Raw genomic sequence first — 13,150 nt, 5'->3', positions numbered from 1 at the left:
GAAGCGGTCCAGTGACCTCTCGCCAAAGATTCCACTGGACCGCCATTAGATAACCCAAGAGCCAGGCCCTTTGCACGGGGTCTCCTGGCTCTCGAATCAGAAACGAGTCTATCAATGGACGCTTCGAGTTCACAGGAAAAGATCGTGGGTCCACCCCGGCATCTGTTCTTCGGTGTCGAGGACCGCCGCCTCGGTGGCCGCGCCGGACTGGCCGACAAGTACCTCGGCATAGAGAAGGGCCGGCGGCACCAGCTGGCTGAGCACGTCATCAGCTCGGCAATCCAAGTAGCCAACGCTGTCCGCACGCTGCGGACCTTCGACCGGACAGGCAACGCCGACCAGGCACTCGACCACCTGACCGCCTCACTCGATGACCTGGTCAAACACACACGCAACCTCGCCACCGAGGTAGAGCAGTCAGTCGATCGCTACGGCGACGGCCTGGACGCACTCGCCACCCGCGACGCGGCAGCAGCTACCGCCGCCCTCAATACCCCGGCAGCCGTCGAACTAACCCCCCAGGCCCCGACGGCTGCCGGCCCCAAGCCATCCGATATCGCGCAGGTCCAGGCCAACCTGAACCGTGCACTCGACCGGGCCGCACGATGAAGGCCCGTATCAAACGGTTCGCCGTCGTCCAGCCGGTCGGCCACCGCCCACTAAAGGAATACCCCGACCTTGAGTTCCGAGACGCCAGGGAACTGTCAGACGGGATGACCACCTGGCTGAAGTGGTTCTGGCAGAACCGATCCAAAGCAGACGTGGACATCGATGCATACCGCATCGACGTCTCGGTCAAGAGCAAGACCGAAGGCCAGATCCTCCTCAACGGGGACATCTGGGCAAACTACTCGCTCCACATCCACCGCGGCACCCCCGAATGGAACGCCGCCGCGCAGGGAGCGGCGCTGTGAAAGCCCCGTCAGTGCGGGTCGGCCGGAATCGCCGCCGCACCTTCCTCTACCTCCCGCTCCTGGTCCTCGGTGCGCTCGCCGTACTCGCAGCCGTAGCCACCTTCCCGATCATCAACTCCGGCTACCTCGCCGGCGTCACCTTCCTTATTACCGGCGCTGCCGGATTCGTATTCGAGACAGGACAAGACAATGACTGAACAGCCAGTGGAGACCGAAGAGCAGTTCCTCGGCAACGAACCCAAGCAGGCCCTCGCCGCCGCCGTCACCGCACTGCCGGGGCTGCCACTTACGGAGGGGCAGCAGGCGGTACTGGACAAAGCCATGCAGCACTACGTTCCCAACGCTCACCTCCGCCGGCCTTCCTGGTCACCCGTTGACGACGTCGAGCTGGCCGCCCTGGTCCGGAAGAGCGTCAACGCGAACAGGCTGCTGGCCATCGCCAAGGCCGGGTCAGTCAAGGCAGAGACTGCGCTGCAGCTCGCGCTCAACGTCGAGGACGAAGCCTCTACCGCCGCGCATGAAGCGGAGAAGGCGCTGCTCACTTTCACCAGGAAGGACACCGGGCTATGAGCACCCGCTTCCAGGAGATCGCCATCGGCGCACTGGCCATCCACCCGAAGAACGTCCGCCGCGACGTCGGGATCGTCACTGACCTTGCCAACAGCATCACCGCCCAGGGCATCATGCAACCGCTCGTCGTCGCCCCCGACTTCAGCCAGGCATCCTTCCAGTACGTGATCATCGCGGGCCACCGCCGGTACGCCGCCGCGCAGCTGGCCAACCTCGACGTCCTCCCCTGCGTGATTCGCGAAGACCTCAACACCGAACCGAAACAGCTCGAGGCGATGCTGGTCGAGAACACCCAGCGCACCGACCTGACTATCAACGAGGAAGCCGCCGCCTACCAGACGCTCGCCGAGTTCGACGGCTACAACGTCAAGACCATAGCGAAAGCCACCGGGCGCTCGCAGAGCCTGGTCCGGTCACGGATCGCACTGGCGAATCTGTCCGAGGACGCCAAGGACAAGATCGAGGACCGCACCCTGAACATTGACCAGGCGCTTGTGCTGGTCGACTTCACCGACGACGAGGCAGCCACGAAGCGTCTCCTCCGAGTAGCTGACAAGCCGAACGACTGGGCGTTCCAGCTGGCCAAGGAAACCAAAACCCGGGCATGGCTGGAGAACCTGCCCCGGTTGACCGCTGAGCTGCAAGGCGCCGGCGTGGACATCGTCGAACGCCCCGAAGGGCAGAACTGGACGTGGACGGGATGGCGCGTCTCCTACACAGGGATGACCGTGGCCGAAGCAGTCGCCGGGGGCTGGTCCGCGATCTGCGACGAGTCCGATCCTGAAATCACGTGGCTCAAGGAACGACCCGCCAGCGCAACCGCCACCGTACCGCAGCGCACGCCCGCGCAGCTCGCCGATGATATCCGCCGCCAGGAGCTCACTCGGGGCCTAGCCACCGCCATGGAAGTCCGGACGCAGTTCATCAAGGAAGCGATCCAGAAGCCGGCAGCTGACAAGACGCACGAGATGCTCGTGGATTACGTGCTCGAGCGGCACCACATTGGTGACATCGCACCCTGGCTCGGCCTCGAAGACGAAGACATCGACCAGCAGGAAGTCATTGATGCGGTCGAGAAGTTGAACATTCCCCAGCTCGTGGCCCTCATGCACGTGGATCAGTTCGAACGCGAGATCCACATGGATGACGTATCCGGATGGCGCGCCGGCCCCGGCTGGCAGTCCACCGAAGCGTGGCGGGGCAGGCTCGCCACGGTCCACGGCTACCAGTGGACCGAAGCAGAACAAGCCGTCATCACCTACCACCACGAAGCAGAGGGCAACGACGATGAGTAACCACGGGCTCACCCGCAACCCCGACAACGAACCCGTCTGCCTCTGCGGCTACCGCCCCGAGATCCTCAGCGACCCCGCACCTGTTGGCAAGCAGTGGAAAGCCCAGACCGCTGTACTCGACCACGTCGAAGCCCTCAAAGAATACGACGACGCCATCGATAAGTACCTGGCTACCCGACCGCTGCCGGCCCCGACCCCGCTGCGCTCGCCGAATGATCCGTTCGTGGTGATGGATGCCCGGTACCCGCGGGCGGGAGTCCGGCGGACCGAGGACGGGCGCTGGCTGCTCTCCTGCTGGGACGGTGACCAGATCGTCCACGTGATCGATGAGCCCGTGTTCGATGACCGCGTGACCGCTTTCGATTACGGCTTCCTGACTATCGGCGCCTGCCGTGAGTCCGGAACCAACCTGAACGGAGGGGCAGCATGACCACCAAAGCGCAGAACGATAAGCCCACCCAGTTAGAACGCTGCGGCTCATGCAACGGCGTCATCAATCAGCACACCGGCGAATGCCGCTGCTCCTAAAGGAAGGCAAGGAACATGGTTGAACTCGTTTGGCAGGACCCGCCCAGCCGCGGCGGTAAAGGTTACGAACACGTCATCGAAGCGCTGAAGCAGAACCCCGGCAAATGGGCGCTGATCAGCCCGGACTGGAAGACGACAGCACCGCCTACCGCCTTCCGTCAGAACGGATGCGAGTCAACCGCCAGGAAGAACGACGACGGGAAGACCTGGAGCGTCTACGCCCGGGCCCCGATCCCAAAAGGCCAGCCCCGTCCGGCCGCCCCACCGGCCGATGACATGGCAGCAGTGCAGCGTGCCGTCCAAACCGGAACCGCGCTGATACCACCACCGCCCGCGGTTCCCCGCCCCAAGGTAGGCGAGGAACCACCGGCCGCAGACCCGGGTCTGAGCAACTACCTGGAAAAGCGTCGCGCCCGCGTCTCGTAACCAAACCAGGCGCCGGGCACACCCGGCGCCGCACGGGCCCGATAGGCAGCCACCTGCTGAAACCAATCCCCCCATGAGGAAGTAAGCAACCGGCCCCGGTTCGAATCCGGGCGGGCCCCCGAAATAACCCCGCAGGATCCAGAGAGGGAGCCATGGCCAGGGAGCACGTAGTAGGCGTAGGCGCAGCGTCCTCTTGGAACCGCGTCCCGAACCGTGACCCAGGCTGCAGCTGCCCACCATGGCGCTACAACCCGAGCCAGGCCCATAGACGACCAACTAACCCCGACTGCCCCACCCACGGAACAGGAAGCGACAACACATGAACTTCTGGAATTACCTTGCACTCGCCGTAGCGATCCTCGCTGGCCTGCTTGCGCTGGTCGCAGTACTTCGGATTCTGGTCGTGTACATCGGCAATAAGGTGTGGACCGGCCGGGGCGGGTTGCAGCTCAACTGCTTGCAGGCAGCAGTTTGTGCACCGCTGGCCATCTGGCTTGTCGACGTATCGGGCGTGACCGGATGATCCTTACTGTCAACACCTTGGACGTCCGCCAGGCGCTTCAGTCGGTCATCCCGCACGCGGCCGACGTGAAGGACAGCCCGGCCCACGCCGTCGTACACTTCACCGCCACCGACAACAACCTCTACCTGACCGCATGCAACATGCAGACCCTCGGCCACTCGGCGGCATCCGTCTGGGAAGCGGACGGGCTGACCGGCGATCCTGACACCGATGCTTTCAATCTCCCGGTCGATGTCGCGAAAGAGCTGCTGGCGCTCTTCAAGTCGAGCGGCAAGCAGAAGGAAGGCGAGATCGGTGAGGCGCTGCGGCTGACCATCAAGAACAAGACGATCACCGTGCTGGACGTCTCCGGCCTGTTCCCGGGCAAAGAGCTGACGATACCCAGGGAGGACGGTAACGAGTACCCGGTGACGTTCGGGCGCATGCTCATGAGCGCGGTCCTGGCCGAGCCCGTAATGCCCAAGCGTCTGACCGCCTCCGGACGCCTGGTCAAGCTCTTCGCAACCGCGGCCGCCGCCTACGGCGAACCGCTCGTTATCGAACCGACCGACGACTCGCGTCGAATCCTTATCAGCTGCGGAGAGTCGTTCCTCGGCATCCTGATGCCCATCCGCGACGAAGAAGTATCCGGCAACCTCAACGCCTGGCGGGAAGGATGGATGCGGCGACTCCCCGAGATCGCCCACGCCGGCGGCACCATCAAGCAGGACGAGCCGAGCCCGCCCAACAACGTCCGCAACCTGACTGACGCCGTATTCAACCGCGTTGTCGAAATCATAGAGCCGCACCTCTCATGACCAGGTACACGATCCCGACCTCAACCCGGACGATCATCATCGACGAGCCCGATCACCCGGCGCTCGCCGATCCCGAGGGCATTGCCCTGGTGCAGGCCATCCACGACCGCAAGGCAGAAAAGGAAGGGCAGTGATAGGTGGCATGGCTCAGAAGCGGAGACAATGCAGCAACGTACCCGCCACTCATGAAGGTCGCATACCTGGGAGAGGACGACCGGGCGCTCAACGAAGTGACCGGCTTCCTCTTCCGCTGTGCGATGCAGTCCGCCGGCCACATGACGGACTACTACATCGACTTCGGCACAGCCCAGATGATGGGCGGATCGAACTGGCGCAACGTCACGGACGCTGCTGTGAAGGCCGGGCTGCTGACTGCCGAGACCGAACCGGACGGCGCCCCTCGCTGGAAGCTGATCGAGGACACGGACTTCCTTCACATCCGGCTCCGCGAGGAAGTCGAATGGGACAGGCAGCAGGCCCGGGACTCCAGGGACACGAAGCTGACCTCGGCTGTCCGTCACCGCGATGGAGACGCCTGCCGGTACTGCGGGCAGATCGTCTACTTCGGAGACAAGAAGTCCGGTCGTAGAGGCACCTACGACCACCGCGGGGACACCGGCCAGCCCGGCACCCTCGAAACGCTCGTCGTGGCATGTGGCAGCTGCAACAGCGGCCGGCGCGACTACGACGACCGCGACAACCGCTACCCTCTCCTGCCGCCGCCGCCTGCACCGCATTACCGCCAATCAACCGTCACCTGGCTTGCCAAGCACGGGTACACCGTCAAAGCCAACGAACCGTCCCACCCCATCAAGCCGCATCACACCGGCCCGGCAACGGAAGCAACACCCGGCCAGGCAACGGAAACAACCGGCTCCAACCCCGGCCCGACATCGGAAGCAACACCCGGTCAGGCAACGGCACCAGGAGCAACGGAACCCGATTCGGCAAATCCGGCAGATCACCTGCCCACAAAATCTGGATATGTCGGGACGGGTCTGGACGGGGCGGGTCGGGCAGGTACTGGTATGGCCGTGAGCCCAGCCCAGCCACTCACCAAGGTCTCACCGAATAACAATCGATCCAGGCGCGGACGCCCACGCAGCAGAGGACGTAACTAGACATGCCAGACTCAACTGCTTTCATTCCGAAACTGTTCTGCACCGTGACTGACTGCCACCGGGAAACCACGATCTTCCTCTGCACTGGATGCATCGTCGAATTGGCTGGCCTACTCAAAGACGTCTCGGCGTTGGTGCGCCTGCTCGATGGTCCCATCGCCCGGACCAGTGTCACGAGGAGCCCCGGCTCCAGCGGTGGCGGTGGTGGCCACCCTGGGTCCAAGCCGCCTATCAATCTCGACGCGCTGCTGCTGAGGTCCTGGCTGTGTCAGCTGCCTTATAGTGCTCACGCCGAAGCGGTGGACAACCCCGACGCCGGCCAAACCCTGTACATGGCGAGGATCTGGGTTCCCCAGGCTCGCGAGCTGGTGTGGGGCCCCGAAGAAACGTGGGTCGATCATCAGGCTAACCGTGAGCGTGTCCGAGATATCGCGCCACCCATGCCAACCCGCCAGCTGCTTCCCTGGTTGAGGGCCAACGCCAGGATAGCCATCACCAGCATGGACATCCGGGACTGGGCGCGACGGGGAAAGCTGCGACCAGTGGATACCGAGCCGCTGCCGACCTATCACCCGCACGAGGTGTTGGGCGCTTGGCACGACACGCGAGGTTCCAAGTAGCGCAACCGGGTTAATTCGCGATAGTGTGGCAAATCGAGGGGATAGTTGTCCCCAGGGCCTCGCCGGTTTACCAGCGGGGCCTTTGTCATGTGCTCAAGGTGGTGGTCCATGCCGGCGCTTGATGAGTGGGACCCGAGGCGTGGCAGGTCCGGCAGGCCATGGCAACGCCTCGTCAAGAGGTACTGCATCCCCGGCGCGGTCTGCGCCTGGTGCAATGAGGAGATCCTGTTCGGCCTTCGACCTCGGCATCCGCTCGGCCCCTCCCTTGACCACATCACTGCACTGACCGACGGTGGCCACCCGACCGCACATTGGAACCTTCAGCCCATGCATCTTGGATGCAACGTGAAGAAAGAAAACCATCGCCGCCGCCTGGTCAAGGCCGGTGCCCAACGGGTCGAAAGACCTCGCTCGAAGCTCCGGGACGCGATGAACTTCCGCTAGAACACACGGATTTTTTAGGAATCCGGGGTGTGGGCGACCCGCGCATCTTCCATTTTTTGTGCCTGCGAAAATTCCCGGGTAGCGAGCTACAGAGGTAGCCGCCCCTTGTAACACGAGGAGGTTTCATGGCACCCACGACCCCGGAACCGAAGCACGGTTCGACACCCGGCCGCAAGGGATACCGGAAGGGCTGCAAGTGCAACCTCTGCCGTGCCGGCCAGCGCAAGTACATGGCCGACTACCGGGCGAAGAAGAAGACCACCGAAGCCTCTGAGGCGCTCGCGGAGATCTTCCCTGACGAGGATCTCGGGCTTGACCGCTCACTCGACCTTGACTGGTCGGGCCCGGCTGGCTTGATCGAGTCCACACTCACCGAAGAGATTGAGGAAATGGAGTTCGCGGACCCGCCGTTCGCGAGCACCCTGATCGTCCTGGCCAAGTACGACGCCCGTGTACTCGATCAGATCCCGCGCATTCAGCGACTGGATCTGATCTCGGGAATGCAGTCGAGACTATTCAACGTGTTTGACCGTCTGCGTAAAACCTCAGGGCCGGCCAGCAATGGGGCCGATGCAGCCGACGCCTTCCTCGCCTCGCTGACGCAGGATGACTGAGGCACCCCGCAACCCTGAACCGAGATTCGGCACGCCGCGAAACCTTGCCCGCAAGACCAGGGGGCGAGCTGTTGGCAAGGTCATGAAGGCACTCAACAACGACCCCATGCCGTGGCAGCAGCACGTGCTGGACGTCGCCTGCGAAATCGACCCGGTCACAGGGCTGTACTGGTACAAGACAATCATCCTGATCGGGCTCCGGCAGATCGGCAAGACCTCGATCAGCCGCGGGAAACTCACGCACCGTGCGCTGACAACGCGCAACGCACGCATGATCTACACCGCGCAGAACCGCATCAAGGCTTTGAAGCGCCTGCACGAGGACTTCCACGAGCCAATCATGGAGTCACCGCTGAAGCAGTTCATGGGCAAACCCCACTGGACCACAGGTTCCGAGACCCTCCGTTGGTCGACTGGATCCAAGCTGGGCATCGACGCCGTTGGTAAGAACTCAGGTCACGGCGACACCAACCATGAAGCTCACATCGATGAAGCCTATGCACACGTAGACGGCGAAATTGAGCAGGGCATTTCACCGACCATGATCACGGTCAAGGGTTCCCAGAAATGGATACTCTCAGCCGCCGGCACAACAGCATCAACCTACCTCGCCCCGAAAGTGGAGATGGGGCAGGCCCTTGTGGAGTCACGCCGCGAATCACGCGTGGCCTACTTCGAATACTCCGCCTCCAGAGACGACGACCCGAACGACCCCCAGACGGTCCTGAACTGCCACCCCGCCATCGGCCACACAATCTCCCTGGCAGATGTGATGGCAGAGCGAGACAGCATGACCGAGCCGGGCGAGTTCGAGCGCGCCTATCTCGGATGGTGGCCTGAGGCGAAGGCCGCGCCGCGGGTGATCCCGACGGCAGCTTGGGAGGGCTGCTACCTACCGCCCGATACGGACGCTTGGACGGGCACACCGTTCTGGACGATCGACACATCCCCCGACAGGGAATGGACATCAATCGGGATGGCCGCCAAAGCCACCGACCCGGACGCCGTCTGCTACCTCGAAGTGTACGAACGCATGGTCGGCACCGCCGGTGTGGTCAACACTCTGGTCCAGCTCCGCAACGAATTCGGCGGCAACACCGTAGCACTCGATGGGAACGGCGCCGCCAAGTCCCTCATTCGCGACCTCGAAGACGAAGGATTCGACGTCATCAAAGTATCCGGCCCCAGCCGGGTCGATGCCTGCGGCGGACTTCACGACGACGCCCTGGCCGGCACGCTGCGATTTGAGAACGACCAGCTGCTGAACACGGCAATGGCAAACGCCATCAAGCAGTACGTCGGCGGCCGCGTGTGGATCTTCGCGAGGAACAAGACCTTAGCCGACATCTCCGCGCTCTACGCCGTCACGTTCGCCCGCTGGCTGTTCAAGGAAAAGGCGCCGGACGACTACAACATCGGGGACTCCCTCGGATGAAAGGCAGGACCCCGTGGAACGTGTGACCTCTTGGCTGGACCTGATCGGCATGCTGCTCATCCTTCTGGCCGCTGCGCTCGCGGTCGGGCTGTTCTATTTGCCAGGCGGCATAGGGGTGGGTGGCCTCGGGCTGCTCCTCATTTCGTGGCTGATTGATCGCAGGAGGTCCACGCAGTGAGTCTCTTACGCCAGCGCTCAGCTGATCTCGGTTCCCTGCTCCCCCAGCGACTGGGGAAGAAGGGCGCCTCAGTATCCGTCACCACCTCATCGGCACTGAAGCACTCCGCTGTCTGGGCGTCTATCAGGCTGAGGGCTGACCTGATGTCGTCCATGCCCATTGACGTTTTCCGGCGGCTGCCTGGTCAGATGATGGACACCGAGGCGCCCAAGCCGAATGTCCTGATCACACCGTCCAGCCATGGCGATGGTCAGCCGATGGATATCAGCGAATGGATGTACTCGACCCAGTCGGATCTGGACAAGATAGGCAACTCGTTCGGCTTGATTGCCGGGCGTGACGGGATGGCGCTGCCCACACTGATCGACCCGCAGCCAGCCGAACAGGTGACCGTCGTGGTCAAGAAGGGTCGCATCGATCACTACAGGATCAGCGGGACGAAGTATGACCCGGCCGACGTCTGGCACGAACGGCAGTTCACGACGTCCGGCTCGCACGTCGGGCTGTCACCGGTGGCCTACGCCGCAGCATCCATCGGCGGTGCGCTCTCCGCTCAGCAGTTTGCACTGGACTGGTTCAGCAATGGGGCGGTGCCTGGGGCCATCCTAAAGAACACCGGTAGGAAGCTGGACCCTGCGGAATCGGCTGTCGCCAAGCAGCGGTTCCTCGCATCCGTCAGCATCGGCGAACCCTTCGTCACGGGCAGCGATTGGGAATACTCCATGCTGCAGGCGAAGGCCAGCGAGTCGGAGTTCATCAAGGAGATGGAGTTCTCCATCTCCGATATCGCCAGGTTCTTCGGAGTCCCTGGTGACATGATCGATGCCCCGATCTCCGGGTCGGCGGTGACATACGCCAACGTCACCCAGCGCAACCTGCAGCTGCTCATCATGAACATGGGCCCTGCGGTCATGCGCAGAGAGCGTGCACTGTCGAGGCTCACGCTTTCCCCCAGCAAGGTGAAGCTCAACACGGACGCCATGCTCCGGATGGACCCGGAGACGCGGCAGCGCATGTTCAAGCTGCAGATCGATTCCCGCACCCTGGCCCCATCCGAGGCCCGGGCCCTGAACAACTTCGCGCCGTTCACGCCCGAGCAGCTTCAGGAGTTCGACATATTCCGAGGCGCTGAGTCTGAGCAGTCGCCGGCGGCCGAGGCGAAGCAGCTGGCGGAGATCGTCCAGAAGATCTACCTCGGTGTCGGGACGGTCATATCCGAGGAAGAAGCCCGCGTAATCCTTCAGAGCGCAGGCGCCAACATCAATCCCAGCTCGCCGATTGGAGACACGTTATGATCCCGGACCCGCAGGAGGCGGCGCGCGAACGCGCAGCCTCGGTCAGTGCCAGGGCTAACCGCCCGTCGCAGCGTCGGTGCTCTGAAGAGGACGGCTCGCCGGCGCGGGTCAGTGCCCGCGCCCACGGAATCCAGATCCGGCAGGCCGAAGGTGACAGCGCCTTGCAGTTCGAGGGCCTCGCCTCGGTCTACGAACGCGGCTACGAGATGTACGACTACTTCGGCCCGTACACCGAAGTCGTGTCTGCCGGTGCTGCCACGGACTCATTGTCCCAGGCCGGCCTCGATGTGCCGCTGGTCCTGCAGCACCAGGATCTACGCCGCATCGCGCGCACGACCAACGGTTCCTTGATCCTCACGGAGACAGACGAGGGCCTGCACGTGAACGCTCCAGAGCTGGACGCCACGGACCACGATGTCCAGTACATCGTGCCCAAGCTCCGCTCCGGCCTGATTGACGAGATGTCCTTCAAGTTCCGGATCACCTCGGGCGTCTGGTCCCCGGACTACACCGAGTACCGCATCCAGGCCTTCGACATTCACCGCGGCGACGTCGCTATCGTCGGGTACGGGGCCAGCCCCCACACCGCCGGCGCCGGTCTCCGCGCATCAAATCTTCCGGATCTGATCCGGGACATGGACGACACGGAAGCGCGGCAGGCACTTGCCGAGCTGCGCGCCCGGTTCCCCATGACCGGGCGCGACCTCATAGCAAATGGGGATACCGCCCTGCGCCACCTGTAGGCGCACCACACTCTGCACCTCGCGTAAAGACCAGCGCGCCGCGTTCGCCCGGCCCGCGTGGCACTGCCTGCTGCTGACAGAGCGATTGACCCAACCCACCTGAGCCCGCTACGGCGGGAGAAAGGGGCATGTCACCATGACCATTGCCCAGCTCATTGCTCAGCTTCGTTCGCAGATCGCCGACAAGCTGACTGTCCGCAACGCCCACGCCACCGAACTGGAAACCCTCCGCGGGATCGACGCCGTCTCTGACGAGCAGCGCGCCCGCATCACCGAACTGCGCACGTCCAAGGACGGTCTCGACAACGAGATTGATGTCCTGCGCCAGCGCGTCACCGAGCTCGACGGCGAGGCAGAGCGCGACGCTGCCGCTGACCGTCTCGCCCGGGAAGTGGCCCCGGCCGCTGTTCGCCCGGCCTACGACGAGGTCGCCCGCGTCGGTCAGGAACCGCGCACCTACACCCGCGAGACCGCCCGCGAGGGACGGTCCTGGTTCGCTGACGCGTACCGCTCGCAGTTCAAGAGCGACCGCAACGCCTCCGAGCGCCTGGACCGCCACGCCCGCGAGGTCGAGGTTGAAGGCGAGCTCACCGAGCGTGCCCTGACCACGGGCAGCTTCGCAGGCCTGGTCACTCCGCAGTACCTGATTGACCTCACGGCCCCGGTGCTGCGTGCTGGCCGTCCGCTCGCGGACATCGTCAACCGCCACGAGCTGCCGGCCGAAGGCATGAACCTGGTTATCCCTCGCGGGACTACCGGCGGATCCGTCGCTGTTCAGAACGGTGAGAACACGGCCGGTTCCAACACCGACGTCGTGTTCGCTGATCTGACGGTCCCGGTCCGCACGCTCATGGGACGGCAGGAAGTATCCCGCCAGTCGCTCGAGCGCGGCAGCAAGACGGACGAGATCCTCTACCTGGACCTCGCCCGGGCCCACGCTGCGCAGGTGGATTCCCAGATCATCAACGGCACCGGCTCGTCCGGCCAGATGAAGGGCATCCTCAACACGGCAGGGATCGGCGCAGCGACAGCATTCGGAGCAGTGCCGTCCGCAGCCAACTACGGCCGCAAGATTGCCGGCGCCAACACGGCAGTGGCCACCAGCGGCGGCGGCATCTTCGCCAAGGTCCTGGTCATGCACCCCCGCCGTTGGGGTTGGCTGACCGGCGAGTACGATTCCGCCGGCCGCCCGATTGTCACCGCCAACACGGTGCCGAACTTCAACGCCGCCGGCATCATCAACAAGCCGGGCGAGACTTCCGACAACGGGGCCACCGCCCCGTACTTCGTCGGCGTCCACTCCTCCGGCCTGCCGGTCCTGTCCGACGTCAACATCCCGATCAACGTCGGCACCAACGTGGAGGACATCACGCTTTCGCTTGATACCTCCGAGCTGCACCTGTGGGAGGAAGGCGACGGGCTGCCCCGCCAGCTGAACTTCGAACAGCGCCAGGGCACGCAGCTCACAGTCGATGTCGTGGTGTACAGCTACGCGGCATTCACGGCCGAGCGGTACCCGACCGCCAGCGCCAAGATCGGTGGCCTGGACACCGTGGCCACCTACGGTCTGGTGGCCCCGACCTTCTAGGTCGGACAAACCCCGCGGGGCAGGAGTCATCTCCTGCCCCGCGGTGCCCCCTGCAATTC

Annotated in this window: 19 protein-coding genes; all 19 read left to right on the top strand. The window is 63.9% G+C overall.

The genetic code is table 11. From position 1 onward, the window contains the following. The first annotated feature begins 114 nt into the window (after window positions 1-114). The 19 genes from AU252_RS19860 (at window position 115) to AU252_RS19785 (ending at window position 13,091) form a co-directional block, all read left to right on the top strand. Window positions 115-609 (top strand): hypothetical protein, encoded by a 495-nt coding sequence (locus AU252_RS19860; protein WP_058932189.1) that lies wholly within the window; start codon window positions 115-117, stop codon window positions 607-609. Beyond that, complete coding sequence (locus AU252_RS19855; protein ID WP_058932188.1) at window positions 606-914, top strand: hypothetical protein; 309 nt, start codon at window positions 606-608, stop codon at window positions 912-914. Before AU252_RS19860 ends, AU252_RS19855 begins: the two co-directional genes overlap by 4 nt. Then, entirely contained in the window at window positions 911-1,111 is a 201-nt protein-coding gene (locus AU252_RS19850) for a hypothetical protein (RefSeq protein WP_058932187.1), read from the top strand. Before AU252_RS19855 ends, AU252_RS19850 begins: the two co-directional genes overlap by 4 nt. After that, the gene (locus tag AU252_RS19845) at window positions 1,104-1,484 is read left to right on the top strand and encodes a hypothetical protein (RefSeq protein ID WP_058932186.1); all 381 of its coding nucleotides are present in this window, start codon (window positions 1,104-1,106) and stop codon (window positions 1,482-1,484) included. Before AU252_RS19850 ends, AU252_RS19845 begins: the two co-directional genes overlap by 8 nt. Then, the gene (locus tag AU252_RS19840; RefSeq protein WP_058932185.1) at window positions 1,481-2,779 is read left to right on the top strand and encodes a ParB/RepB/Spo0J family partition protein; all 1,299 of its coding nucleotides are present in this window, start codon (window positions 1,481-1,483) and stop codon (window positions 2,777-2,779) included. The genes AU252_RS19845 and AU252_RS19840 overlap by 4 nt, the downstream gene beginning before the upstream one ends. Next, window positions 2,772-3,209, top strand: coding sequence for a hypothetical protein (locus AU252_RS19835; protein ID WP_058932184.1), 438 nt, complete (start codon window positions 2,772-2,774; stop codon window positions 3,207-3,209). The genes AU252_RS19840 and AU252_RS19835 overlap by 8 nt, the downstream gene beginning before the upstream one ends. Before the next feature lie 113 nt (window positions 3,210-3,322). Continuing rightward, the gene (locus tag AU252_RS19830) at window positions 3,323-3,733 is read left to right on the top strand and encodes a hypothetical protein (RefSeq protein ID WP_058932183.1); all 411 of its coding nucleotides are present in this window, start codon (window positions 3,323-3,325) and stop codon (window positions 3,731-3,733) included. Between the two features lie 319 nt (window positions 3,734-4,052). After that, entirely contained in the window at window positions 4,053-4,256 is a 204-nt protein-coding gene (locus AU252_RS19825) for a hypothetical protein (protein WP_058932182.1), read from the top strand. Next, window positions 4,253-5,053 carry a hypothetical protein gene (locus tag AU252_RS19820; RefSeq protein ID WP_058932181.1) on the top strand — a complete coding sequence of 267 codons (801 nt, stop codon included), beginning with the start codon at window positions 4,253-4,255 and terminating at the stop codon, window positions 5,051-5,053. The genes AU252_RS19825 and AU252_RS19820 overlap by 4 nt, the downstream gene beginning before the upstream one ends. Then, the gene (locus AU252_RS23955) at window positions 5,050-5,187 is read left to right on the top strand and encodes a hypothetical protein (protein ID WP_157769021.1); all 138 of its coding nucleotides are present in this window, start codon (window positions 5,050-5,052) and stop codon (window positions 5,185-5,187) included. Before AU252_RS19820 ends, AU252_RS23955 begins: the two co-directional genes overlap by 4 nt. Before the next feature lie 51 nt (window positions 5,188-5,238). Beyond that, window positions 5,239-6,174 carry a hypothetical protein gene (locus tag AU252_RS19815; RefSeq protein ID WP_058932180.1) on the top strand — a complete coding sequence of 312 codons (936 nt, stop codon included), beginning with the start codon at window positions 5,239-5,241 and terminating at the stop codon, window positions 6,172-6,174. Window positions 6,175-6,176: 2 nt separating this feature from the next. Further along, a complete protein-coding gene (locus tag AU252_RS19810; protein ID WP_058932179.1) occupies window positions 6,177-6,794 on the top strand; it encodes a hypothetical protein in 618 nt (205 codons plus the stop codon). Window positions 6,795-6,902: 108 nt separating this feature from the next. Continuing rightward, window positions 6,903-7,238, top strand: a complete 336-nt coding sequence (locus AU252_RS23950) for a hypothetical protein (RefSeq protein WP_157769020.1) — start codon at window positions 6,903-6,905, stop codon at window positions 7,236-7,238. 125 nt (window positions 7,239-7,363) lie between these two features. Beyond that, complete coding sequence (locus AU252_RS19805) at window positions 7,364-7,852, top strand: hypothetical protein (RefSeq protein ID WP_058932178.1); 489 nt, start codon at window positions 7,364-7,366, stop codon at window positions 7,850-7,852. Between the two features lie 82 nt (window positions 7,853-7,934). Further along, window positions 7,935-9,287 (top strand): hypothetical protein, encoded by a 1,353-nt coding sequence (locus AU252_RS19800; protein WP_058932177.1) that lies wholly within the window; start codon window positions 7,935-7,937, stop codon window positions 9,285-9,287. Between the two features lie 13 nt (window positions 9,288-9,300). Next, complete coding sequence (locus tag AU252_RS23945) at window positions 9,301-9,465, top strand: hypothetical protein (protein ID WP_157769019.1); 165 nt, start codon at window positions 9,301-9,303, stop codon at window positions 9,463-9,465. Then, a complete protein-coding gene (locus AU252_RS19795) occupies window positions 9,462-10,760 on the top strand; it encodes a phage portal protein (RefSeq protein WP_083510485.1) in 1,299 nt (432 codons plus the stop codon). Before AU252_RS23945 ends, AU252_RS19795 begins: the two co-directional genes overlap by 4 nt. Beyond that, a complete protein-coding gene (locus AU252_RS19790; RefSeq protein WP_083510484.1) occupies window positions 10,757-11,503 on the top strand; it encodes an HK97 family phage prohead protease in 747 nt (248 codons plus the stop codon). Before AU252_RS19795 ends, AU252_RS19790 begins: the two co-directional genes overlap by 4 nt. Before the next feature lie 136 nt (window positions 11,504-11,639). After that, window positions 11,640-13,091, top strand: coding sequence for a phage major capsid protein (locus AU252_RS19785; RefSeq protein WP_058932176.1), 1,452 nt, complete (start codon window positions 11,640-11,642; stop codon window positions 13,089-13,091). Window positions 13,092-13,150 lie beyond the last annotated feature (59 nt).

Source organism: Pseudarthrobacter sulfonivorans (assembly GCF_001484605.1).
Classification (GTDB): domain Bacteria; phylum Actinomycetota; class Actinomycetes; order Actinomycetales; family Micrococcaceae; genus Arthrobacter; species Arthrobacter sulfonivorans_A.
The sequence above is the reverse complement of the archived record's forward strand: the minus strand, read 5'-3'. Positions and strand labels throughout refer to the sequence as shown.

What these genes read in the sequence shown, in the direction of transcription:
- AU252_RS19860 (WP_058932189.1), top strand. Translation starts at nt 115, where the DNA reads ATGGACGCTTCGAGTTCACAGGAAAAGATCGTGGGTCCACCCCGGCAT.
- AU252_RS19830 (WP_058932183.1), top strand. Translation starts at nt 3,323, where the DNA reads ATGGTTGAACTCGTTTGGCAGGACCCGCCCAGCCGCGGCGGTAAAGGT.
- AU252_RS23955 (WP_157769021.1), top strand. Translation starts at nt 5,050, where the DNA reads ATGACCAGGTACACGATCCCGACCTCAACCCGGACGATCATCATCGAC.
- AU252_RS19840 (WP_058932185.1), top strand. Translation starts at nt 1,481, where the DNA reads ATGAGCACCCGCTTCCAGGAGATCGCCATCGGCGCACTGGCCATCCAC.
- AU252_RS19820 (WP_058932181.1), top strand. Translation starts at nt 4,253, where the DNA reads ATGATCCTTACTGTCAACACCTTGGACGTCCGCCAGGCGCTTCAGTCG.
- AU252_RS19785 (WP_058932176.1), top strand. Translation starts at nt 11,640, where the DNA reads ATGACCATTGCCCAGCTCATTGCTCAGCTTCGTTCGCAGATCGCCGAC.
- AU252_RS19815 (WP_058932180.1), top strand. Translation starts at nt 5,239, where the DNA reads ATGAAGGTCGCATACCTGGGAGAGGACGACCGGGCGCTCAACGAAGTG.
- AU252_RS19825 (WP_058932182.1), top strand. Translation starts at nt 4,053, where the DNA reads ATGAACTTCTGGAATTACCTTGCACTCGCCGTAGCGATCCTCGCTGGC.
- AU252_RS19790 (WP_083510484.1), top strand. Translation starts at nt 10,757, where the DNA reads ATGATCCCGGACCCGCAGGAGGCGGCGCGCGAACGCGCAGCCTCGGTC.
- AU252_RS19855 (WP_058932188.1), top strand. Translation starts at nt 606, where the DNA reads ATGAAGGCCCGTATCAAACGGTTCGCCGTCGTCCAGCCGGTCGGCCAC.
- AU252_RS23950 (WP_157769020.1), top strand. Translation starts at nt 6,903, where the DNA reads ATGCCGGCGCTTGATGAGTGGGACCCGAGGCGTGGCAGGTCCGGCAGG.
- AU252_RS19845 (WP_058932186.1), top strand. Translation starts at nt 1,104, where the DNA reads ATGACTGAACAGCCAGTGGAGACCGAAGAGCAGTTCCTCGGCAACGAA.
- AU252_RS19800 (WP_058932177.1), top strand. Translation starts at nt 7,935, where the DNA reads ATGAAGGCACTCAACAACGACCCCATGCCGTGGCAGCAGCACGTGCTG.
- AU252_RS19835 (WP_058932184.1), top strand. Translation starts at nt 2,772, where the DNA reads ATGAGTAACCACGGGCTCACCCGCAACCCCGACAACGAACCCGTCTGC.
- AU252_RS19805 (WP_058932178.1), top strand. Translation starts at nt 7,364, where the DNA reads ATGGCACCCACGACCCCGGAACCGAAGCACGGTTCGACACCCGGCCGC.
- AU252_RS19810 (WP_058932179.1), top strand. Translation starts at nt 6,177, where the DNA reads ATGCCAGACTCAACTGCTTTCATTCCGAAACTGTTCTGCACCGTGACT.